18 protein-coding genes are annotated in these 23673 nt (G+C 60.2%); 12 read left to right on the forward strand and 6 right to left on the reverse strand.

The features are described from left to right. The 3 genes from AB5Y51_RS14955 to AB5Y51_RS14965 form a co-directional block, all read left to right on the forward strand. Positions 1-3153 (forward strand): beta strand repeat-containing protein (locus tag AB5Y51_RS14955; protein WP_368178677.1); only part of this gene is annotated, 3153 nt, incomplete at its 5' end. Between the two features lie 87 nt (positions 3154-3240). Beyond that, a complete protein-coding gene (locus tag AB5Y51_RS14960) occupies positions 3241-3798 on the forward strand; it encodes a hypothetical protein (RefSeq protein WP_324024198.1) in 558 nt (185 codons plus the stop codon). Between the two features lie 54 nt (positions 3799-3852). Then, positions 3853-4554 (forward strand): SIMPL domain-containing protein, encoded by a 702-nt coding sequence (locus AB5Y51_RS14965; protein WP_010675156.1) that lies wholly within the window; start codon positions 3853-3855, stop codon positions 4552-4554. 162 nt (positions 4555-4716) lie between these two features. Here AB5Y51_RS14965 and AB5Y51_RS14970 read toward each other — a convergent pair whose 3' ends face one another. Continuing rightward, positions 4717-6093 carry an amino acid permease gene (locus AB5Y51_RS14970; protein ID WP_039041364.1) on the reverse strand — a complete coding sequence of 459 codons (1377 nt, stop codon included), beginning with the start codon at positions 6091-6093 and terminating at the stop codon, positions 4717-4719. Between the two features lie 356 nt (positions 6094-6449). Here AB5Y51_RS14970 and AB5Y51_RS14975 point away from each other — a divergent pair, with 356 nt between their 5' ends. Then, positions 6450-6725, forward strand: coding sequence for a hypothetical protein (locus AB5Y51_RS14975; protein WP_080770124.1), 276 nt, complete (start codon positions 6450-6452; stop codon positions 6723-6725). Positions 6726-6854: 129 nt separating this feature from the next. Here the strand turns inward: AB5Y51_RS14975 and AB5Y51_RS14980 are convergent, their stop codons facing one another. Then, a complete protein-coding gene (locus AB5Y51_RS14980) occupies positions 6855-7667 on the reverse strand; it encodes a pyruvate, water dikinase regulatory protein (RefSeq protein ID WP_202015165.1) in 813 nt (270 codons plus the stop codon). A gap of 307 nt (positions 7668-7974) precedes the next feature. Here AB5Y51_RS14980 and ppsA point away from each other — a divergent pair, with 307 nt between their 5' ends. The 4 genes from ppsA to modF all read left to right on the forward strand — a co-directional run bounded on the left by ppsA (position 7975) and on the right by modF (position 15560). After that, a complete protein-coding gene (gene ppsA, locus AB5Y51_RS14985; RefSeq protein ID WP_048207926.1) occupies positions 7975-10347 on the forward strand; it encodes a phosphoenolpyruvate synthase in 2373 nt (790 codons plus the stop codon). Between the two features lie 1033 nt (positions 10348-11380). Then, a complete protein-coding gene (locus AB5Y51_RS14990; protein WP_039038809.1) occupies positions 11381-12085 on the forward strand; it encodes an EAL domain-containing protein in 705 nt (234 codons plus the stop codon). 393 nt (positions 12086-12478) lie between these two features. Then, entirely contained in the window at positions 12479-13945 is a 1467-nt protein-coding gene (locus tag AB5Y51_RS14995; RefSeq protein ID WP_368178678.1) for a diguanylate cyclase, read from the forward strand. 160 nt (positions 13946-14105) lie between these two features. Beyond that, positions 14106-15560: a molybdate ABC transporter ATP-binding protein ModF gene (gene modF / locus AB5Y51_RS15000; protein WP_368178679.1), complete on the forward strand. Its 1455-nt coding sequence runs from the start codon at positions 14106-14108 to the stop codon at positions 15558-15560. An 18-nt stretch (positions 15561-15578) separates the two neighbouring features. Here the strand turns inward: modF and AB5Y51_RS15005 are convergent, their stop codons facing one another. The 3 genes from AB5Y51_RS15005 to AB5Y51_RS15015 all read right to left on the reverse strand — a co-directional run bounded on the left by AB5Y51_RS15005 (position 15579) and on the right by AB5Y51_RS15015 (position 16771). Continuing rightward, entirely contained in the window at positions 15579-15770 is a 192-nt protein-coding gene (locus AB5Y51_RS15005) for a hypothetical protein (protein WP_223915819.1), read from the reverse strand. Between the two features lie 5 nt (positions 15771-15775). Next, positions 15776-16315 (reverse strand): isochorismatase family protein, encoded by a 540-nt coding sequence (locus tag AB5Y51_RS15010; RefSeq protein ID WP_368178680.1) that lies wholly within the window; start codon positions 16313-16315, stop codon positions 15776-15778. A gap of 69 nt (positions 16316-16384) precedes the next feature. Further along, entirely contained in the window at positions 16385-16771 is a 387-nt protein-coding gene (locus tag AB5Y51_RS15015; RefSeq protein WP_368178681.1) for a VOC family protein, read from the reverse strand. A gap of 341 nt (positions 16772-17112) precedes the next feature. On the opposite strand from AB5Y51_RS15015, the gene AB5Y51_RS15020 reads away from it, so the two are divergent. Beyond that, on the forward strand, positions 17113-17934 hold the full coding sequence (locus AB5Y51_RS15020) for a MetQ/NlpA family ABC transporter substrate-binding protein (protein ID WP_041214971.1): 822 nt from the start codon (positions 17113-17115) through the stop codon (positions 17932-17934). A gap of 53 nt (positions 17935-17987) precedes the next feature. Here AB5Y51_RS15020 and AB5Y51_RS15025 read toward each other — a convergent pair whose 3' ends face one another. Next, entirely contained in the window at positions 17988-18710 is a 723-nt protein-coding gene (locus AB5Y51_RS15025; protein WP_069651435.1) for a phosphatase PAP2 family protein, read from the reverse strand. 250 nt (positions 18711-18960) lie between these two features. Between AB5Y51_RS15025 and AB5Y51_RS15030 the strand changes: the two genes are divergently transcribed. The 3 genes from AB5Y51_RS15030 to AB5Y51_RS15040 all read left to right on the forward strand — a co-directional run bounded on the left by AB5Y51_RS15030 (position 18961) and on the right by AB5Y51_RS15040 (position 23666). Next, the gene (locus AB5Y51_RS15030) at positions 18961-20082 is read left to right on the forward strand and encodes a 4-phosphoerythronate dehydrogenase (RefSeq protein WP_103858298.1); all 1122 of its coding nucleotides are present in this window, start codon (positions 18961-18963) and stop codon (positions 20080-20082) included. A 147-nt stretch (positions 20083-20229) separates the two neighbouring features. Continuing rightward, positions 20230-21246: an aspartate-semialdehyde dehydrogenase gene (locus tag AB5Y51_RS15035; RefSeq protein WP_143237705.1), complete on the forward strand. Its 1017-nt coding sequence runs from the start codon at positions 20230-20232 to the stop codon at positions 21244-21246. A 293-nt stretch (positions 21247-21539) separates the two neighbouring features. Beyond that, entirely contained in the window at positions 21540-23666 is a 2127-nt protein-coding gene (locus AB5Y51_RS15040) for a FimV/HubP family polar landmark protein (protein WP_266142659.1), read from the forward strand. Positions 23667-23673: the final 7 nt, after the last annotated feature.

The raw sequence follows: 23673 nt of genomic DNA on the forward strand, positions 1-23673 counted from the left end.
ATCAACATCGTGGTGAACGGGGTGGTGGCGGGCTTCCCGCTGAGCGGGGTGACCACGCCGCTGGGCAACACCCTGACCATCACCGGGTACAACCCGGCGACCGGGCTGGTGAGCTACAGCTACACCCTGAACGACAACGAGGCGCACCCGACGGCGAACGGCAACAACAGCCTGTTCGAAGACTTCGCGGTGAGCCTGGTGGACAGCGACGGGGACTCGGCCTCGAACACCCTGAGCGTGCAGATCGTGGATGATGTGCCGACGGCCAACGATGATGCTGACAGTGCTACTGAAGGTGTGTTCACTCCGGTGACGGGTAATGTCATTACCGGGGCGGGTACCATCGGCGGCACAGCCGGTGCCGGGGTGGACGTCATGGGGGCTGATGGTGCGGCAATCAGCCAGGTCGTGAGCTCGAACGGCAATTCAGACAGTAATCCTGCCGGTGGATTCACCGTGACCGGGCTGTATGGGACGCTGACCATGGGGCTGGATGGCGAATACAGTTATACGCTCACGGCGGCATCGGTTCCCGTGGGGGCCTCGGAGGTATTTACCTACACGCTCAAAGATGGCGATGGTGATACGGATCCGGCAACACTGACCATCAATATTGCTCAGGATACCCGTGTTCCTGTATTGACCATCGGCAATGCGACGGTTGATGAGGAGGGACTGCCTGAGGGGACGGCTGCCAGTGGTAATTCGGAGATATTCAATGGCAGCTTCACCATCAACACCCAGGGGGAAAATCTGACTACCTTGACCATCGGTGGGCAGGCTTACAATTTGACCAGTGGCGGCAGTCAGACCTTGATCAACAATACGGAAGGAATGCTGACGGTAACCGGTGTCAGCGGCCCCACAGCCGGTGTCTACACGGTGAACTATACCTACACGCTCAAAGACAATGTGCTGACTCACAACGTTCAGGGCAACAGTGATACAGCGAATGGTCCGAGTTTCGTCGTGTCGGCTACGGATGCCAGTGGCGACAGTGGCACGGGTAACCTGCAGGTTGTGATCAGCGATGATGCCCCCATTGCCAATGCTGTTACCAATGCAGGCCAGGCGACTCAGGTGCAGAACACGAATCTGATGTTGATCCTCGATATCTCCGGCAGTATGGGTGACCCATCGGGCTATCAAGGCATGACTCGGATGCAGGTGATGCAGAAGTCCGCGTTGGAGCTGCTGGACAAATACAGCGCCTACGGCAGCGTCATGGTCAATATCGTGACCTTCTCCACTTCAGCCGCCAATCCGACCGGGGTGTGGGTCTCGATCGATGTAGCCAAGGCCATCATCCTTGGCCTTACCCCCACGGACTCGACCAACTACGATGATGCACTGAACGAGGCAATCAAAGCCTTTGGCGATACAGGTAAACTCGCTAATGCGCAAAATGTCTCTTACTTCATGTCGGATGGTCTGCCAAATGCCAGCTCGTTGAGCGGTACCCCCGCCACAGTTCCTGATGGCAACAACTCGCTTGGCGGTGGGAACGGGATCGATGGTGACGGCACGACACTGAGCGGTGAAACCAAGGACTGGGCCGATTTCCTGACGGCGAACAACATCAATTCGTACGCGCTCGGGATGGGCTCGGGAGCGACCCAGTCTGCACTGGATCCTATTGCCTACAACGGGGTCAGTGGTGCCAGCCCGGCAAATACCACCGCAGTGGTGGTGACTGACTTCAGCCAACTGACCGCGACCCTTTTGAGCACCGTGGTAGCTCCGCCCCTGGCAGGACAACTTATCAACGGTGTAGCGGCGAGTGCCGGGGCCGATGGTGGCTGGCTCAATGCCATTACCGTGGGAGGGGTGACTTATACCTACAACCAGAAGACGGACTCCGCCGGCGTCTCGGGAGGGACATCAGCCGGGACCTTCAATACAACGACCAACGAATGGACCATTACACTTGCAGGCGGCATCCTCAAGGTGGACATGGACAACGGCGCCTACACCTATACTCCGCCGTCATCCATTCCGGTCGGGGGGATAAACCAGGTCGTGGGTTACAGTGTGATAGACAACGATGGGGATACTGCGTCCAGCACCTTGTCCATCGTTATCAACCCGGCGGTCGGTCCTACCGTGGTTCGTGATGACTTTATCATCACCAACCAGGACCCTGCGACCATTCCGGATTGGGCCCTGCTTGCCAATGACACCGGGCCTCTGGCTGCGACCCAGATGATCACGGGCGTCTCGGGAGCTGTGGGAGGGACCGTCACAGACAATGCAGGCTCGGTAACATTTGACGATACTTCCGGCAATGCTACCCCCAGCTCTTACGAGGGTTCGTTCAACTACACCAATAGCACGACCACAGATACGGCCAAGGTGTATGTGGATGTGCAGAGCGGTTCGACACTCACCGGGAGCTATCTCGACGAGATCCTGATCGGGGGGTCTGGAAACGATACGCTCAACGGGAATGCCGGGAACGACATCCTGCTTGGGGGGCTCGGCAACGACACCTTGAATGGCGGTGAAGGCAATGATCTCCTGATCGGTGGCGCTGGCAACGATACCCTGAACGGCGGCAACGGCAATGATACGGCCAGTTACTTCGACAGCGCTGCTGGGGTCACGGTCACAGTCAATGGCGCCAATCAGAATACCGGAGGGGCAGGGACAGACAGCCTGAGCAACATGGAAAACCTGGTAGGGTCCATGTTCAACGACAGCCTGACCGGCGATGGCAATGCCAACGTCCTGAGCGGACTGGCAGGTAACGACATCTTGAGTGGTGGTGGTGGTGACGACCTGCTGATTGGGGGTACCGGCAGTGATACCCTGACTGGTGGGGCTGGCAAGGATACCTTTAAATGGATGGCAGGTGATGCAGGAGGCACGGATACCATCAAAGACTTCACCACGGGGGCCAATGGAGATGTCCTGGACCTGAGTGAACTGCTCAGTGGTGAGCATGCCGATGCGAGCACACTGGATCACTATCTTACCTTTGCTCCTGGTCCGGGCAGTGGCAAGTCGACTCTGACCATTGATCTGGATGGAGCAGGAAGTGGCACCACGACTCATACCATCCTCTTTGACAACGTGGATCTGACGGCTGGCAAATCCAATCTGCAGATCATTCAGGATCTGCTGGATCAGGGCAACCTCAAGGTCGATCCGTAAGCAGGGTATGGGGGCCGGGTGTGCCCGGCCCCTGTTATTTGACGGAGTGGGCAGATAAGATAGCAGCAGTATCAGGAGAGGGTCACCATGCAGTCATTCAACTGGGTCGACATCGACGGCATTCGCTATAGCTGGAACGGGCAGGACAATATCGTCTGCACCGGCCGCTTTGGCTATCAGGCCACGATGACGGGTGACACGCTCAACGGTCTGGAGCTGGAGAGCGAAGATGGTGAGGTGGCGGGGTTGCTCAATGTGGACTTTGCCGCCTCTCGTATCAGCTTCACGCCAGCAGAGGATGCCCCCCTGCCCCACATGATGGTGCTGGTCGGCCATGAGTGGGGGCAGCAGGAGTATTCGTTGCAGAGCCTGAGCGATACCTCCTTGCAGGGGCTGCTAAGCCACGGTGAGGAGCTTGACTGGGGTGCGTTGGCCATCGTGACGACGTCCGAGCCGAATCTGCTATCACAAGGTCATGTTCTGTCGTGGGATTCGTTCCACTTTGAGGATGAGTCGCTGTTTGGCAGCCAGGCGCCTGCTCCCGTGATGACAAGCCATGGCAACTCAGGAGGAGGGGAGATCAGCATCAATATCGACATGACCAATCAGGTGCTGGACCAGATCCCGCCGACACACGATATATGAATCCCAATCGACGACATGCATAATGACCTCCATCTAAATGATGGAGGTTTTTTTATGTGGCGTCCCCTTCTTACCCTGTCCGCGCTGGTTGTCAGTGCTCCGTTGCTTGCCATCGAGGTTCCTCAAGCCCCCCATCTGGTCGTCAGTGGCTATGCGGAGCAGAAGGCTGAACCAGACATGCTGACGCTCAATGTCGCCGTCACGGCACTGGAGAAGCAGGGCATCAAGGCCAAACAGCAGGTAGATACCAAGGTAGCTGCCTTCTTTGGCCAGCTGGAGAGCCTGGGCATCAAGCGCAGCGACGTCGAGGCGGGCAACCTGGTGATCTCCCCCGAGTATCAGTATCCCCAGAACAAGCAGCCTGAAATGGTGGGTTACCGTGCCCAGCGCCAACTGGCCGTCAAACTCTATCAACTCGACAAACTCAGCCAGTTGATGGATACCGCCCTCAAGGCGGGTCTGGAGTCCGTGACCCAGATAGAGTACGGCCTGAAGTCACCACAGGTCATCAAGGAGCAGGCCCGGCTTGGTGCTGTCGCTGATGCCACGAGCAAGGCGGAATCCCTAGCCAAGGCTTTCGGCATGAAGCTTGGCAAAGTGTATAGCGTTGAATACCGCAACAGTTCTCCCATGCCGGTCTATACCCGTGCCATGAAGGCTGCGGCAGCCCCTGCCGCCGACATGATGGAAAACAGCTATCAACAGCAGCAGATCAGCATCACTGACAATGTAGAAGCCGTCTTCCTGCTGGAATAACACAGCCCCTTTGTCCATCACTCAAACCCGAGGCAACCCCTCGGGTTTGTCATTGCAGGGGCTGGCAGGACAAGCGAGCCGCTAACTGGGTCAGGTGAAACGGGAATGGAGTAAAAAAATGCCGGTCACTGACCGGCATTTTTGTTGGAGGAGGCTCGATGCCTAGCCCAGGTTGGTCGCCAGCTTGCGTTGGCTCTTCTGTTTGAGCAGATAGCCGATACCGAGTACCAGGACCCAGGCCGGGATCAGCTCGACCGAGATGCGGGTGCCGTCGTTCATGTACATGATCACCAGGATGGCGGCCATGAAGGCGAGGCAGAGGTAGTTGCCAAACGGGCTCCACAGTGCCTTGAACTTGGTGGTGACCCCTTCTGCGGCCTTCACCTTGCGGAACTTGAGGTGCGCCAGGCTGATCATGGCCCAGTTGATGACCAGTGCGGAGACCACCAGGGACATCAGTAGACCAAAGGCCTTGCCCGGGATCAGGTAGTTGATGAGTACGCACAGCAGGGTGGCCGCGGCCGAGATGGTGATGGCGGTCAGGGGCACGCCGCTCTTGCTGGTCTTGAGCAGGGCCTTGGGGCCGTTGCCCTGCTTGGCCAGGCCAAACAGCATGCGGCTGTTGCAGTAGACGCAGCTGTTGTACACCGACAGCGCGGCGGTCAGCACCACCAGGTTAAGTACGTTGGCTACCAGGTTGCTGTCGAGCGCATGGAAGATCATCACGAACGGGCTGCCGCCTTCCACCACCTTGCCCCAGGGATAGAGGGAGAGCAGTACGGTGAGGGCACCGATGTAGAAGATGAGGATGCGGTAGATCACCTGGTTGGTGGCCTTGGGGATGCTCTTCTCGGGATTGTCCGCTTCCGCTGCCGTGATGCCGACCAGCTCCAGACCGCCGAAGGAGAACATGATGAAGGCCATGGCCATCACCAGCCCGCCGACGCCGTTGGGGAAGAAGCCACCCTGGGCCCAGAGGTTGCTGACCGTGGCCTCGGGGCCGCCGCTGCCGGAGAACAGCATCCAGCCGCCGAATCCGATCATGCCGAGAATGGCGACCACCTTGATGATGGCGAACCAGAACTCCATTTCGCCGAACGCCTTGACGTTGGAGAGGTTGATGGCGTTGATCAGCACGAAGAAGAAGGCCGCCGACATCCAGGTCGGGATCTCGGGCCACCAGTACTGGACATAGATACCGACTGCCGTCAGCTCGGCCATGCTCACCAGCACATAGAGCACCCAGTAGTTCCAGCCGGAGGCGAAGCCGGCGAAGTCACCCCAGTACTTGTAGGCAAAATGGCTGAATGAGCCGGCAACCGGCTCTTCCACCACCATCTCGCCCAGCTGGCGCATGATGAGGAAGGCGATGAAGCCGCCGATGGCATAACCCAGCAGCACCGCAGGGCCCGCCATCTTGATGGTGTCGGCAATGCCGAGGAACAGGCCGGTACCGATGGCACCGCCCAGTGCGATGAGCTGGATATGGCGGTTTTTCAGACCGCGCTTGAGCTCCTCGCCGTGTTGTTGAAGATCCATTCTTCCTTCCTTACGTCGCTGAAATCACTCGGCTCGCGTCCCGTCAGCCACAGCACGTCCTCTGCCTGGCGCGGCATCTTGTGCCGAAAACGTGACGAAATCCGTATTTATATCGTTACGGTTTGCCGCTGGCTGTTTTTTGTAGCGGCTACCAACCCGAGCAGAATAGTGATAATCGACCGTCCATGCACCTGTTTTCCTCATCATTAGCTGCTGTTTTGTGCGCCACGCAGGTTTTTCATGATCTGGAAAGGGGTTTTGAGAGTGGTTGCTGGTTTTGTGTTCGGATGGATTCGCACCTGTTGACGCTAATTGGTTTTTATGATGCTTTTGCCCTTTGATAAAAAGGGACTCATATGATGGAGCGTATAGTCGGTGGCCTGGTGATGGCCGTGCTCTGGCTCGGGATCTGGCTCTCCCCCATGTTGCTGACGATGGCGATGAGCAGCCTTGTTGTCTGGGGCTGGTTGGGAGCGGATTACCTGGTGAACCACGTCGCCATGGTGCTCATCCTTGCTGCCGGGATGGGGTTGGTGCCAGCCTGCTGGCTGAGCGAGCGAGTCCGCAAGGGCAGGGGACTCATCCATTTTCACGGCATGTTGATGAACAACAAGGAGCTCAACAAGCCCTGAGCCTGCTTGCCCCGCGAGTGATGGGATGCCAGCGATGATGCTGGCATCATTTTTTCATCCTGTTTCTCTGTTTCGTTATCTTGCCACTCATCTATTTCATGGTGCGTTGTGCTGTCACAGCCTTGCAGGTTAGCAGAGCTGGCGGCGAAGGCCGGTCGCTTCCAGGATCTTGGCGCTGATCTCCTCGACCGAGTGGGAGCTGGTATCGAGGAAGCGGATCGCCTCCTGGCGGAACAGCCTCTCGACGCTGGCCAGCTCCTGTTTGCATTGATCAAGCGAGGAGTAGCGGCTGTTGGCGCGGCGCTGGTTGCGGATCTCGTGCAGCCGCTGCGGCATGATGGTGAGGCCGAACAATTTGTGGCGATTGGCCTTGAGGGCGGCGGGCAGTTCCAGCGATCCCATGTCCTGCTCGATAAAGGGATAGTTGGCGGCGCGAATGCCAAATTGCAGTGCCAGATAGAGGCTGGTCGGTGTCTTGCCGCAACGGGAGACCCCGATGAGGATGATGTCTGCCTCGTCATACTCCTTGGTGGTGATGCCATCGTCGTTGGCCAGCGCAAAGTTGACCGCTTCGATGCGATCGTCGTACAGCTTGCGGTTTTCCATGCCATGGGTGCGATGCAACCTGGGTTCGGCCTTGATACCGAGCTCCTGTTCGAGAGGGCTCACGAAGGTGTTGAGAAAATCGTGGCTGCTGGCCTGGGCCTTGAGCACCTCTTCACGCACCATGGGGTCGACGATGGTGTGAAACAGAATGGGGCGCACCCCGGTCTGGCGAAACTGCTCGTCAATGCGTGCCCGTACCTGGCGCGCTTTCTCCTGGGTCTCGACAAAGGGGATGGTGACCTGTTCGAAGGCCAGGGGAAACTGGCTCAACACGGCGTGGCCGAAGACTTCGGCGGTGATGGCGGTGCCGTCGGATACATAGAATACGGTGTGCACTGCGGACTCCTGTGGTGCGCTCCAGAGGGCGGCGAGAAATAAGTATCTCTCGAAACCATATCGTTTTTGTCAACAGATCTGCCATGCCCAAGTTGTGAACTCGCTTGCAAACCTGAGTCGTTACCTTTTTGTGTCGCTATTGTAGAATGCCTGTGTCAAACGACCATCCCCAACTCTTGCTCGGGGATTTTTTTGACAATAAATAGAAAACGTTTTCATGGTCGTTGGCAACAGACACTAACAAAAACACACGACTTGGCACAGCAGGTGAATTGTCACCCTGGCCCCCCAACCTGGAGACATGCAAATGCAACAGTACGTACTCTGGTACGAACAGCTCGGTATGCAGGACGTTGAACGCGTCGGCGGCAAGAATGCATCCCTTGGCGAGATGATCAGCAACCTCTCGGGGGCCGGCGTGTCCGTGCCGGGCGGGTTTGCGACCACCGCCTTTGCGTTTAACGAGTTTCTGGAGTTAAGCGGCCTCAACGGCAAGATCCATGACCTGCTCGACAGTCTGGATGTGGATGACATCGCCGCCCTCAACCGGGCCGGTCAGCAGATCCGCGACTGGGTGGTGGAAGCGCCCTTCCAGCCCGCTCTGGAGCAGGCGGTGCGCGAGGCCTACGACAAGCTGAGCGCCGGGCTCGAGGCATCCTTTGCCGTGCGCTCCTCCGCCACCGCGGAAGACATGCCGGATGCGTCGTTTGCCGGTCAGCAGGAGACCTTCCTCAACGTGCGCGGCATCGATGCCGTCATGACAGCCATCAAGCATGTGTTTGCGTCGCTTTTCAACGACCGCGCCATCTCCTACCGGGTCCATCAGGGGTACGATCACAAGGGCGTGGCGCTCTCTGCCGGGGTGCAGCGCATGGTGCGCTCGGATCTCGCTGCCTCCGGCGTCATGTTTACCCTGGACACCGAATCCGGCTTCAACGACGTGGTCTTCATCACCGGCGCCCAGGGTTTGGGCGAGATGGTGGTGCAGGGGGCCGTCAACCCGGACGAGTTCTATGTGCACAAGCCGACCCTCAAGGCCGGGCGCCCTGCCGTGGTGCGCAAGACGCTGGGTTCCAAGCTCATCAAGATGACCTACTCCGGGGATGCCGGTCATGGCCGTCAGGTGAAGGTGGTCGACACCACCGATGCCGAGCGCAACCGCTTCTGCATCACGGACGAGGAAGTGATGGCCCTGGCAAAGCAGGCCCTCATCATCGAGCAGCATTACGGTCGTCCGATGGACATCGAGTGGGCCAAGGATGGTCAGGATGGCAAGCTCTACATCGTTCAAGCCCGTCCGGAAACCGTGCGTAGCCGCCAGGAAGCCAATACCCTCGAGCGCTTTGCCCTCAAGCAAACCGGCAAGGTGCTGATCGAGGGGCGCGCCATCGGCCACAAGATTGGCGCGGGTCCGGCCCGTGTCATCTCCTCCATCAGCCAGATGGATGAAGTGCAGCCTGGCGATGTGCTGGTCACCGACATGACGGATCCGGATTGGGAGCCCATCATGAAGCGCGCTTCCGCCATCGTCACCAACCGGGGTGGGCGCACCTGTCACGCCGCCATCATCGCCCGGGAGCTTGGCATTCCGGCAGTGGTGGGTTGCGGCAACGCCACCGACCACATCCAGGATGGTCAGCTCATCACCGTCTCCTGCGCGGAAGGGGATACCGGCTTCATCTATGACGGCGAGCTCGACTTCGACGTGGCGGTGACCGAGGTGGGCAACATGCCGCGCCTGCCCATCAAGATCATGATGAACGTCGGCAATCCGGACCGCGCCTTCGATTTTGCCCAGTTGCCGAATGCCGGCGTGGGCCTGGCCCGCCTCGAGTTCATCATCAACCGCATGATCGGGGTCCACCCCAAGGCGCTGCTGGAGTTCGATCAGCAGACCCCGGAACTCCAGGCCACCATCACCAGGATGATCGCGGGCTACGAGAGCCCACGGGAGTTCTACGTAGCCAAGCTGACGGAAGGGATCGCCACCCTGGCGGCCGCCTTCTGGCCTGAGCGGGTCATCGTGCGGATGTCGGACTTCAAGTCCAATGAGTACGCCAACCTGGTGGGGGGCCGTGGTTACGAACCCCATGAAGAGAACCCCATGATCGGTTTCCGTGGCGCGTCGCGCTACATCGCCGACAGCTTCCGCCCCTGCTTCGCCCTTGAGTGCGAGGCGATGAAACGGGTACGGGATGTCATGGGGCTGACCAACGTCGAGGTGATGATCCCCTTCGTGCGTACCCTGGGTGAGGCGGAGCAGGTGGTGGAGATACTGGCTGAGAACGGCTTGCGCCGTGGCGAGCGCGGCCTGAAAGTCATCATGATGTGCGAGCTGCCCTCCAATGCGCTGCTGGCGGACAAGTTCCTCGAGCACTTCGACGGCTTCTCCATCGGCTCCAATGACATGACCCAGTTGACCCTGGGGCTGGATCGGGACTCCGGGCTCATCGCCCACCTGTTCGACGAGCGCAACGAAGCGGTCAAGGCGCTGCTGGCCATGGCCATCGCCGCCGCCCGCAAGGCGGGCAAGTACGTGGGGATCTGCGGCCAGGGGCCGTCCGATCACCCGGACTTCGCCGCCTGGCTGGTCGAGCAGGGGATCGATTCCGTGTCGCTCAACCCCGATACCGTGGTCGACACCTGGCTCTATCTGGCCGAGCAGCACAAGGCCGGCTGAGCCGCTTTTGTGCCTGTGTGGCGATAGCGCTGCACTGTGATAAAAGACACGGCGTCCGAGAGGGCGCCGTTTTCATGCCGGCATGCGGTGCATGTCTATGTTGTCCGATGCCTGCCTTCTCCTGCGCAAAAATGGCGTGCCAGATCATGCTGTTACGATCCACAACCTCGCCGAACTATAGGCCAATCTGAGGGCCGGGATGTCGATAAGGGCGTCGGGGGAGGCCGTGCGTGGCCATGAGCCCTAGCCGCAGGCAGGCTAGCAAGTCGCCGCCGCGCCTTGCCCCTGGGGGGGCGGGAAATGTGCAGTTGCGGGCAAGCAGATCAAGTTGTGACTTTGGTCCCATTGGTTGGCATAAGTCAGGGAATGAGTGAGGCCGGTGACACTGCGCCCGATGAGAGGGCGCGAGGATGATGCCGTCATGGGCTGCAATCCAAAGCGGGTGCCTCATATTGCCTCTGCCCGGATGGAACCTGGGCAAACACAGTCGTCACCATCGCTGATAACACTCCAATCACAAATAAAGCAATAAGAGGGGTCATGGAGAGAGATATCAGTTTTTTGATGGTCGGTCTCCTTGCCATGATATCAAGGCAAGCTTTGAAAACGCTTTCTCTTGGCTGTCCTCTGTTTTAATAACGGCAATACCTCAGAGTTTAATTCCGAAAAAATTAAAAACTCATTTTTTTATCTTGCTCATTCACGTCCCTTTAGCAGAAATATGTTCATATCTCATTGTTATTAAATGATTTTATTGTTGATGAATGGCAAGGTAATTTGATTGGCATGCACTGGCGGTCTTATTATGTGAGCATAAAACGATTCAGTCTGGATACAGCAATTGAACTGATAATGGTGCCGTATGAGGGGAGATGCCGGTGGGCCAGATAGGGCATGGCTTGATAAAGAGGTAACCATGCTTGAAGTGAATGTCAGCGATGATGAGGTGACCCGTGCCACTTGCTTTTTGCCGTCATTGTGTGGTGGCTGTCGCCATATTAAGCCCAATTCATTCAGTAGGGGGGAATAGCGGGTGACGACCATCATAAGCCATAGCATCGAAGGTCATGATTATATCAGGCATACTATTGAACCCATCGCCAACCTGCATGTCGGGGATATTGTTGCAGTTGAGGTTATTTCATTTTCAGAAAAAAAGGCTGTCTTTTCCAGAGCGAACTTCAGCAACATGACCACCTCCTACGCCGCATGGCTATTTACGCAACAACTGGTGTTCTTTAAAGATCTTAATAAAATCGACAGTCGCCTCTATCAGGCGGTGTTTCTCCGTGTCGATATGCATTTGATGGAATGCTTTATCTCTTGGGAAGATTTCGGTTCGTATATATCGAATTTTGGACTGAGTATGGCCTTTGAGATGGCGGATATTGCTGATGGTATCCCAGATTTGGCATTGAATAATATGGCGAGGCTTAGAAGATTAGGGGTCAAGTTATGGATAAACAATGCCGATGAATCCTTGTTGTCGATGGACCATGTATCCGCAGCCTTGTTCGATGGCATTAGGGTCAATAAACAGTTCTTCTGGCGCTGCTTCACCCGATGTGATGGCACCGCCATGACCAGGCTCACTGCTGACTGGGGGCATGACAATGTCATCATCGAGGGGGTCGAAAACAAGCATCACCTCTCATTCCTCAGATTACATGGCTTTGTTCAGGGGCAAGGGTTTTATTGGCGGGCCAGGTTATTACGCAACCTCATTTCGAGTCTGTGATTGATGAAAAACCTGACCGGTCCTAACGGAATTAGATGAAAACATATTATGCGTGTTTGGTCGTGATTTAAAAAATAGTTAGAGAAATGCCAGCGCTCTTCACCCTGTAAACAAGGAGCAACGGCAATGAATTACTGCATATTGATGGCTGAGATAAATATCAACGTGATGTCGTGTTGCATCAATGAATTTCCCTGACCTGAGAGAACCTTGTCGATAATATGGACAAGACGGGCAGATGCCGGCTTTATCGCGAGCGGGTCGGGGGACCATACCACAGATGTATCGAGGGTCTCCTGCATGTCTCACACCGCCCGTCCAACGACCAAATACGCCTTTAGTACCAAATATTTCTGGTTACTTGCCATGCCCATGTTGCTGGGGATCGGTGGGGTGTTTGCACTCTCTATCTTCAATCATCGCGCCGGGGTGGAGCAGAAGCTGGTGATTCTCAACCACGCCATTGCGATCGCCGAAGCGGAGAGCCTCGAACAGGTGGAGCAGGTGTTGGTCGCCGAGGTCAATGCCGACGAGCTGCGTCCTCTGACCTTCTCCGAGGAAGACAAGGCCTACAGCCGCAACCTGTGGAATGACAAGGTGACGCTCGGCGAGCAACTGAACCTGATCTACTACGCCGATGCGAGCGGACAGAGTTTTTCCAATAACGAGGAGCAGGATCTGGCCTGGGACACCACCCAGTTTGACTCGACGAATCGTGCCTGGTTCAAGGGGGCGCTCGGCACCTCCGGTTTCAGCTGGACCGGCGCTTATCCGGATGCGCTGACCGGGGCCTATACCCTGACCGTCTCCCATCGGCTAAGGCCATTTGGGGGGGTGAAGGAGCGTGTCATCGGCCTCGACATCAACCTGCCCGCCTGGTCGCAGCGGCTCAGCACCATGCTCTATCGGGACAACGGCTTGAATCACCTGCTGTTTGACCGATCCAGCGGCCAGATCCTGGTCCATTCCCAGGCCGAGTTCAATGGTCAGGTCATCGCCTATCCCTGGCTAGCGCGGCTGGAGGGAGCGTCCGGCACCTTCTTCTCGGAGGAAGTCGGCCAGTATGTGGCTTATCAGGCCCTGCCGGGGCGTTCGAACCTACTGGCCATCAGTATGCAGCCGAGGCGAGACGCGGTGGCCTTGGTGGGGGGCGGTGCCGTCATTGTGCTGTTGCTGTTGTCGAGCGCTCTGTTCATCGTGATGGCGATCCTCTTTCGCTTGCGGCTGTCGGCGCTGATCGGGGGGCTTATCCAGATGGTGCGCCTGCTGCGTTTGAGCTCGACGCAGGAGAGGGCGACGATGATACTGCCGGATTTCCCGGAGATAGCGGAGCTGCACGAGGAGCTGAATCTGGTCTCCGATCGCTTGCAGGCGTCGCACGATGCCGCCAACCGGGATGCACTGACCGGTCTTTATAATCGCCGCTTCCTGGATGAACGGCTCAGGCAACTGCACAGCGAGGGGAGGCCGTTCGTGCTGGCGCTGGTGGATCTCGACAACTTCAAGAGCATCAATGATGGCCATGGCCATGCCGTCGGTGATGTGGTGTTGCGCCGCTGCGCCTCGCTCGGGCAGGAGCGGCTCGCCAATGCGGCCTCCCTGTGCCGGTATGGTGGCGAGGAGCTGGTCGCCCTGTTCGAACACTGCACCCTGGCCGAGGCCGAGTGGCTGATGGCACAGTGGCGCCAGGGGGTGGGTGAGATGAGATGGCGGGATGAGGCGATGAAGGTGACCTTCAGTGGAGGCATCGGCGCGACCGAGGGGCGCACTCCGGAAGCGTTGATGGAGCAGGTGGATCAGGCCCTGTACCGCGCCAAGCAAGATGGCAAGGATCGAATCTATCGCGCCACCGGGCTTTGATGGCACAGTCCGGCAGCCCTTCTCTGTGGTGGTGCAATTGTGGGCTGGCCAGCCAGCACGATCAGGGGGCGTGACAGAGGGGGCCCGGATGCCCCTTATCGATACACTCTCACCCCTCCAGCTGTTAAGGTAGCGAGAGACAGGTTAACTGGATGGACTCATGACCCTATTGCAGTGGCACAAGGCCAGGCTGGCCCTTCACGGCAGCCAGACCCTCTTCATTCCCGATCTTGAGCTGGCGCCTCAAGCGTGCTGGGCCTTCGTCGGCAGCAACGGCAGCGGCAAGACGGCGCTGGCGTCGGCCCTGTGCGGCGAGCTGGTCGTGCGTGCCGGAGCGGTATCGGGCCGAGTCCGAGCCGAGCGACTCTCGTTCGAGTCGCAGCAACAGCTGGGGGAGCTGGACTGGCAGCGGCGCAATACCGACATGCTGGGAGAAGAGGAGGAGGCGGGGTATCGGGTATCGACCCTGATGCTGGAGGCGGGGGACGAGGAGCATGAGGCCCGCGCGCTGCTGGCCCGTTTTGGCATCGAACCCCTGTGGGAGCGCCCCTATCGCTACCTCTCGAGCGGGGAGGGGCGCAAGCTGCTGCTGGCCCGGGCCCTGCTGGGGCGACCCGAGCTGCTGGTGTTGGACGAACCCTTCGATGGTCTGGATCAGGGGGCCAGGGCTTCTTTGATGATGTTGCTGGCCGACCTGGTGTCAGAGGGGCTGCGTCTGGTGGTGATCGTCAACCGTTTTGATGAGATCCCCCCCTTTGCCACTCACCTCGGCCTGCTCGGCGAGTGTCGTCTGCTGCTGGCGGGGGAGCGCGAGGCGGTGCTCGGCAGCCAGGAGGTGGCCCAGCTGGCTCGCGCCGAAACCACGTCCCCCCGTTTGCCGCCACCGCTGACGACACCCGAGCCCTTGCCTCCCGGCCCTCGGGTCGTCATGAAAGCCATGCGTATCGCTTACGGGGATCAGGTGATCATCGACGGGCTCGACTGGACCATTGACGAGGGGGAGCACTGGCAACTGGTGGGACCAAACGGCGCTGGCAAGTCGACCCTGCTCTCCCTCATCACCGGAGATCACCCGCAAGGTTACAACAATGAGCTCCATCTGTTCGGACGGCGGCGGGGCAGCGGCGAGAGCATCTGGGAGATCAAGCGCCATATCGGGCTCGTGAGCCCGGCGCTGCATCTGGACTATCGTGTCAGCTGCCCGGTGCAGACAGTGATCCTCTCCGGTTTCTACGACTCCATCGGGCTTTATACCCGGCCGGGGGATCGTCAGCTGGCGCTGGCCAACCAGTGGCTGGCCCTGCTGGGGCTGGCCGATCAGGGGGCGCAGCCTTTCCACTCTCTCTCTTTCGGTCAGCAGCGACTGGTGCTGATCGCCCGTGCCCTGGTCAAACATCCGCCGCTGCTCATCCTGGACGAACCCCTGCAGGGACTGGATCCCCTCAACCGTCACCTGGTACGGGAGATGGTGGCGCGCCTCGTGGGCGAGGGAACCCAGCTGTTGTTCGTTTCCCATCATGCCGATGATGCGCCCCCCGGTCTGACCCACAGGCTGAGCTTCGTGCCAAGGGAGGGGGGAGGATACGACTATCTGCAGGAGCGTCTGGGGGGCTGATCCGTCCGGGCGGCATGGTCAGAGAGGGGCTGGTTCGGCAAGGAGCGGCGGCATCCCCAGCAGCGTCCACCACAGCCCGAAGAAGAGCATGATCCCCAGCCAGAGCCAGGCAAGATAGTGACGGGTGGCAGCCATACCCGTCACAGTCACCATGAGTGCCGCCCCGAAGGCGATGAGGGCGAACAGAAAGGGCGCCATATTGTCCATCATGGCGGTCATTTCACCAGGGAGAGGATCTGGCGAAATGCCGGATGGCGGCAATCCCTCATCAGCGCGTAAAGACACATCTCCACCGACGTCAGCGCAGCTCCCCTGGCCGCAAGCTGGCCGATGGCGAGATCCCGGTTGGCAGCGCAGCGAGACGACACCGCATCCACCACCAGCGAGACCCGGGCACCGCTGGCGAGAAGCCCCAGCACGCTCTGGTAGACGCAGATATGGGTCTCGATGCCACATACCAGCCAATGCTCGACCCCGCTCTCGGCCAACGCGGTCGCCACCGTCGGCTCCCCCAGGGCGCCGAAGCTGTATTTGGGCAGCACAAGATCGCCTGCCTGCAGCGACTGCAGTTCGGGCACGGTGGCACCGAGCTTGTCCGGGTTCTGCTCCAGCCAGACAACCGGCAGCCCCAGCACCTTGGCCCCTTGCACCAGCCTGGCGGTATTGGCAATCAGGGCGTCGCTCTCCTCGACCAGGCGGGCCAGCTTGCCCTGGATATCGACGACCAGCAGGCCGGTAGTGTTTTGCTCAAGCATGAATGTCTCCTTGTTTGTGGCGGACAGCCTCGCCTGAAGGCTTTCGTTGGCTGACTGAGTGGCGCTGCTTTACTCGCTTGCCGTGTCTGGGCATTCAAGGTAGGTCATCGCCTCGATGTTGTTGCCATCGGGATCGCGCAGGAAGGCGGCGTAGTAATTGGGGGCATAGTGGGGACGCAGCCCCGGTGGCCCATTGCAGGCAAAGCCTGCCTTGATCCCCGCGTGATGGAACGCATCCACCTGGGTCGCGTCGTCGGCCCTGAATGCGAGATGGCAGGAGGCGCCCTGCTGCCCCCGCTCAATCAGGAAGCCCACGTGATCGCGGCCCATCAGGCCAAAACCGGCCGCCGCCTCATCAGACCATTTGAGTTCTATCAAAAGAGGAGCCAGTACGGTGGCGTAGAAGTGCTGACAGGAGTCAAAACGCACCACCTTGATTTCAACATGATCGAACACGGTGACTCCTTGTGTGGCCTGGGTGTAGAGCAGCCCATCAGGCCCTCATGGGAACCCGTTGAAATGGGTATCGAATGACCACAATAAGTCAGTTTGACGCCAGGCAGGGAGAGGGCAAGGCGCATAACTGCGCGCTCTGTCAAAGATTTTTCATCCAGTTGCGGGATGCGCTTTGCTTCGTGCTGGCCAAGCTTGCCCGGTTTTGTTGCTTGGCGAAGGCTACGAGCTCTGTTATGGTGTGCTCATTTAGCCGTTTGGATGGCTGGATGGTTGTGCGCTGACTGCATGTTCGCGCCCCCGACCGCTCACCGTTTTGATGATCATGTTGACAGGGAGTTTTTATGCAACGTCGTTCCTTCTTCACCCTTTCCGCCCTGGCGTTGCTCGCCAGCAGCCTGCCGCTGTCCGCCTTTGCCATCGATGAGGCGAAGAAAGAGATCGTCATCGGCACCACGGTTGGCGACTTTGCCGACATGGTGACCGACTCTATCAAGCCGCAGCTTGAAGCCAAGGGCTACAAGGTCAAACTGGTGGAGTTCACCGATTACGTGACCCCCAACATCGCCCTGGCGGACGGGTCGCTTGACGTCAACTGCTTCCAGCACAAGCCCTATCTGGAGAGCTTCGCCAAAGACCGGGGTCTCTCTCTGGCGCCCATCACCCAGGTACCGACCGGTCCCATGGGGCTCTACGCCGGCAAGCTGGGGGATCTGAAGGCGGTGAAAGAGGGAAGCACGGTCGCCATCCCGAACGATCCCACCAACCAGGCGCGGGCACTGCTGATGTTGCAGGATCTGGGCTGGCTGAGCCTCAAGGAGGGGATCAATCCCCTCAAGGCGAGCGAGTTCGACGTGGTGAAGAACCCCCACAACCTCAAGCTGGTGCTGCTGGAGGCGGCGCAGCTGCCGCGCTCCCGTGAGGATGTGGATTTCTCCGTCATCAACGGCAACTTTGCCGCCTCAAGCGGGATCCCGTTCAGCTCCGGCCTCTTCCTCGAGCGCAGCTATGACTTCATCAACTGGGTGGTGGTAAAGAGCGCCGATGCGGGCAAGCCGTTTGCCAAGGATGTGGCGGCCGCCTACAACTCCCCTGAATTCAAGGCTTATGCCGCCAAGCGCTTCGTCGGCTACAAGTATCCCGAGGGCTGGCAGCAGAAGGGGTGAGTGGCGTACAAGCGATAAAAACGGGCACCCAGGTGCCCGTTTTTTATTGGAGGTCAGTAGTGGCGCAACCACCAGCGGGCGGCCAGGAGGGCGGTGAGGCTGCCAAGCAGGGCGCTTGCCAGTACATCCAGGGGCCAGTGCATGCCGATAAGGGTGCGCGAGAGGCCAATCCCGATGGCCCAGAGCGGCAGCAGCCAGGCCCCGGCGGGTGCCCGGGCCAGCCAGATCAGGCCGAAGAACTGGGCGAGGCTCATGGCGGCGATGCTGTGACCGGAGGGAAAGGCATAGTTGACCTCTGCCTGCCAGTGCTGGCCGAGCCAGGCGGGCAGCGCCAACAACTGGGTCGCGGCGTGGACCTGTTCGCTCCGAAGGGCCTGGCTTCCCCCATAGAACTGGCGGATGGCGGGGATCAGCTCCTGGCTCTCCAGCCAGATGAGGTAGGGCCTGGGCTCCTCGGTCAGCAGCTTGATGAGGCTCTTGATGACCCAGTCGCTCGCCAGTACGGCAAAGAGGGCGCCAGCCAGCGCCAGCAGGGCGCGACTGTCCAGCGTCAGCTTGTGTCTTGTGAGCAGCAGCAGGGCGGCGATGGTGAAGACCAGCCCCGGCAAGTCCACCATGCGGGTGAGGGCGTAGGGCCACCATAGCCAGCCCGATTGCAGGGCCTGGGTCATGAACGGCTGCCAGGGCAGGCAGACGAGCAGCAGCAGGGGGAGGAGCAGGAGGGCATTGAAATGAAGCACCTTGCGGCGTGGCAACGAAGAGGAGTGAGTCGGCATCAAGGGGTCCGGTTCGGTGGCGCGAGCGGCTAAAAAGAGGCGTCATTGTGCCAGTCAGGTTGCTCTGGTCAAGGCGAAGGGGGCGAGGGCAACAGGCTGTTACATATGATGCTGCCGGGCATCGTGCCCGCACCAGAGGCCGGGAGGCGGAAAGATGGCCGCAGAGCGGTCTGCCAACAAGCCTCTGAAAATCCGTCGCGTTTGGGCTAGAATGGCGCGCCTGTGGCCCTTGTGGACGAGATGCGTGCCGATGAAGATCGTCGTAGATGAAAATATGCCCCATGCGGTGGAGCTGTTTGCGGAATTTGGTGAAGTGGTTCCCCTGCCGGGACGAGAAATAAAGGCCGCGGATCTGCAAGAGGCGGATGTGCTGCTGGTGCGCTCCGTGACCCGGGTCAACGAAGCGCTCCTGGCGAGTTGCCCCAGGCTGGGGTTTGTCGGCACGGCCACCATCGGCACGGATCACATCGATCAGGGGCTGCTGGCGGCGCGGGGCATCCCCTTCTTCAGCGCCCCCGGCTGCAACAAGGTGTCGGTGGGGGACTACGTGCTCTCCGCCCTGCTGGTTCTGGCGGAACGCCATGAGCTGACCTTGAGCGAGATGAGCCTCGCCGTCATCGGTGCCGGCAACACTGGCGAGAGCGTGGCCGGCAAGGCCGAGGCGCTCGGGATGAAGGTGCTGCGCTGCGACCCGCCCCTGGCCCGTAGCGGCGCTGCTGGCGACTTCGTGGATTACCGCACTGCCCTGGATGCCGACATCGTCAGCTTCCATGTCCCCTATCTTCGTGAAGGGGATGAGGCCACCTTCCACCTGCTGGGAGCCGAGGAGATCGCCGAGCGTCCGGCCGGGCAGATCCTCATCAACGCCTCCCGCGGCGAGGTGTGGGACAACCGTGCCCTGCTTGTCCGCCAGCAGGGGCCCCATCCCCTGCGGCTGGTGATGGACGTATGGGAAGGAGAGCCGGAGCCCCTCAATGAACTGGTGCCCCATACCGAGCTGGCCACCCCGCACATCGCCGGTTACAGCCTGGAAGGCAAGGCCCGTGGTACCTGGATGCTCTATGAGGCGCTGTGCCGGCAACTGGGGCGCACCCCGCGCCAGGATCTGCAATCCCTGCTGCCTGCCCCAGAGGTGCGCGAGCTAACGCCGGGGCAGCCAGCGGATCAGGCGCTCATCAAGCAGCTTGTCCACCTTGTTTATGACGTGCGCCGGGACGACGCCCGTTTTCGCAACCGGATCGGGCTGCCCGGCAGCTTCGATGAGCAGCGCAAGCGCTACCCCGAGCGGCGCGAACTTGGCGCCCTGCAACTGAAAGGGCCCTTCGCCGACGACAGACTGGCCCGACTGGGCTTTGCCGTCTCGGAGCAATAAACCCGATTTCAACAAGGGGAGGGGCTTGCCCAGGCGGCGCCTCCCCCCGGCCCGGCATCATGGCGGGCCTGTCATCAAACCGATACGCGTGCCAGCCGGGGCCCTCATGCCCGGCCCCGACGGGCCGCATCACAGGAGAACAGATCAGTGAGTCAGCAATTCAACGTAGCGGTATTGGGTGCCAGCGGCGCCGTGGGTCAGGCCATGATCGAGATCCTGGAGGAGCGCGCCTTCCCGGTAGCGACCCTCTATCCGCTCGCCTCCAGTCGCAGCGCTGGGGACACGGTGCGCTTTGGCGGCAAGAACGTCGACATCCTTGACGTGGAGGCCTTTGACTGGAGCCAGGTGGAGATCGCACTCTTCTCCGCCGGTGCCGAGGTCTCGGCCAAATGGGCGCCCATCGCCGCCGAGCACGGCTGCATCGTCATCGACAACACCTCCTGCTTCCGCTACGACGAGGACATTCCCCTGGTCATTCCGGAAGTGAACCCGGACGCGCTGGCCGATTTTCGCAACCGCAACATCATCGCCAACCCCAACTGCTCCACCATCCAGATGCTGGTGGCGCTCAAGCCCCTGCACGACGAGGTGGGCATCAGTCGCATCAACGTGGCGACCTACCAATCCGTCTCCGGCTCCGGCAAGGAAGGGGTGAGCGAGCTGGCGGGCCAGACCGCCCACCTGCTCAACGGCCGTCCGGTGGAGCCGACCCTCTATCCGCAGCAGATCGCCTTCAACCTGATCCCGCAGATCGATGACTTCACCGACAACGGCTACACCCGGGAAGAGATGAAAATGGTGTGGGAGACCCAGAAGATCCTGGGGGATGCCAGCATCGCCGTGAACCCCACCTGCGTGCGGGTACCGGTCTTCTACGGTCACGCTGAGGCGGTCCATGTGGAGCTGCACCAGCCGCTGGACGCCGAGCAGGTCAAGGAGCTGTTGCGCAATGCCCCGGGCGTCACCCTGTTTGATGATGAAGGGGACTACCCGACCCCGGTGCGCGATGCCACCGGTCAGGATGACGTGATGGTCGGGCGGGTGCGCCAGGATATTTCTCATCCGAGTGGTATCAATATGTGGATCGTGGCCGATAACGTTCGTAAGGGCGCGGCGACCAACAGCGTGCAGATTGCAGAACTGCTGGTACGCGACTACCTCTGAGGCCGGATGTCGGCCCCGGGCGGGGAGGGAACCCCGCCTTGATGTGGGCGCCCTGGCCCCGGGATGTGACCGGGAACCCACTCTCCGGTTTTTGGAATACCGTGTGATATCAGTGGACTAGGTTTTTTTCTACACTCTGGTTCGCGTCTGGGGCTGCTTTCTGGTCGCCGCCGGGCGCGAAATATGTCGGATCGCTGGCTTGAGACCGGCGCCTGATTTATATTGAGCCGATTGTTTTGGGGTAACTATCCAGATTTTTCAATGTGATAGGGCCGTCATACGAAGGAACGAATATGGGACATTCCCGCATAACGCTGGCAACGCTACTCGCATTGGGGCTTCTGGGCACGGTTCAGGCCGAAGAGGGGGCGCGAGAACCCTTCTTTGTCGAACTCAAGGGACCGGATGGCTCACCGCCCCCCGCGGTGCAACCAGAGCCCCGGGCCCAGCCCGTGGCGCCCGTCACCCTGCCCAGAGCCCAGCCCATCGTGCGTCAGGTGCCTGCTGCGTCGGCTGGCAGTTATGGTCCCGTGCGTCCCACCGACACCCTCTGGAGTCTGGCGAGCAAGCATCGCCCGTCCAACCGGGTAAGTGTCTACCAGACCATGGTGGCCATCTATGACAAGAACCCCCGAAGCTTCGCAGACGGCAACATCAACCATATTCTGGTGGGTTCCCACATCCTGCTGCCCACCGCCGCAGAGGCGGGGCGCATCACGGATGCCGAAGCACGCCGTCGCTTCAACAGCGACAACGCGAGCTGGAAGGGGCTGAGCCCCAAATACCTGGCCAACAAGCAATCCCACGTCGCCCAGCCGGTGGTGAGCAAACCTGCTCCGGCCAAGCCGGCTGTGGTGGCCAAGAATACACCGCCCAAGGCGGCGCCGATCCCGGCGGCACCCAAGGCAACGGCTCCAGCCCCCGAGGTGAAGGAGACCGCCAAGGCGGCTGTCTCCACCCCCGTGGTGGTGAGCGCTGCTGCGAGCAGCGCCGCCAGCACGGCGCCGGCGCCCCTGCCCGCCACTGCGGTGGGCAAACCCTCTACCGAGATGGCGCTGGCCCTGGAAGATGCCAACGCCCAGCTCGGCCAGGTCACCGAGATGAACCACAGGCTCAAGCTGCGCCTGCAAGCCCTGACCGAAGAGGTGGAGACCCTCAAGGCCCAGTTGCAGGATCAGACCGCCCTGCAAAAAGAGGTGGCGGAACTCAAGGCCAATCCGACGCCTCCCGTGGTGGCGCCGGTGCCCAAACAGAGCTGGCTGATGGAGCTGCTCTCTTCGCCGCTCAATCTCGCCATGATCATCCTGCTGCCGGTGCTCCTGGTGCTTGCCCTGGTCACGCTCTGGCTGCGTGCTCGTGCCCGCCGCGAGCTGGAAGAGCAGGAGAAGAGCCTCTCCGAGTCGACCTCCATGGTCATGGGAGACGAGAACAGCGAGTTTGAGCAGTTGATGACGGTGGGCATCGCGGATGACGAGCCCCTCCATGGCATGCCGGATCTCAACGAGCCGGAAGTGAGCAGGAAGCAAGATGGTGCCAGTGCTGCCGCCGATGTCATCTTCCGGGATGACGAGACGGCGCTCTCCGCTTTTGATGTGGAGCCTGCGGTGACGACGGCGAACCGGGATCCGGATCTGGTGCCCGAGCTGGATCTGGCCCACGAGGGGGACTTCGATCTGCCCGTGGTGCCGGAACTCGATCTCTCCGACGAGCCCACCTCCTCTGCTCGTGGTCATGACGAGATCATGACCGAGGAGGAGCTGCAGGCCGCCCTGTTTGCCGAGCTGGACGCGGATTTGGAAGCGGATCTGGCCCAGGCCCAGAAGGAGAGCCGCAGCCAGCGTGACGAGACACTGGCCAACTTCGATCTGAGCGATCTAGAGACCGGGTTTGGCGAGCCGACCGACGATGAGCTTGCCACCAAGGCGCCGCACATCGACGAGACGGGGTTTGGCAAGGACGATGTGGACGACATGCTGGCCGAGCTCGGGCTGGAGCCCACCAAGCCGACGGCGTCCGAGTGGGATCCCAGCGAGCTGGCCCTGGCGGACTTCGAGGATGCCTTCGCCGAGGTGGAGTCCCATCAGGGGGAGGTGAAACCCCGCGAACAGGTGCAAGACAGCGACTTCGTTGAAATCGACAAGCTGCTGGCCGATGCCGATGCCAGCAGCACGGAGCAGGAACCCTATCAGGGCTTCTCCCTGGATGTGGGGCTGGACGGTTTCCCCGAGGTGCTGCCGGAGTCCAACGGCTTTGATGTGGATGCCGATGACGGCGGGGTGGGGGCCAAGCTGGATCTGGCCCGGGCCTACCTCGAGATCGACGACAAGGAGAGCGCCCGTGAGCTGCTGGAAGAGGCGGTGGCCCAGGGCAGCGAGCACCAGCGCAGTGAGGCGCAGAAGCTGCTCAAGCGCCTGGGCTAGGCAGGCC

This window comes from Aeromonas sp. R7-1 (assembly GCF_040908115.1).
Taxonomy (GTDB): Bacteria; Pseudomonadota; Gammaproteobacteria; order Enterobacterales; family Aeromonadaceae; genus Aeromonas; species Aeromonas caviae.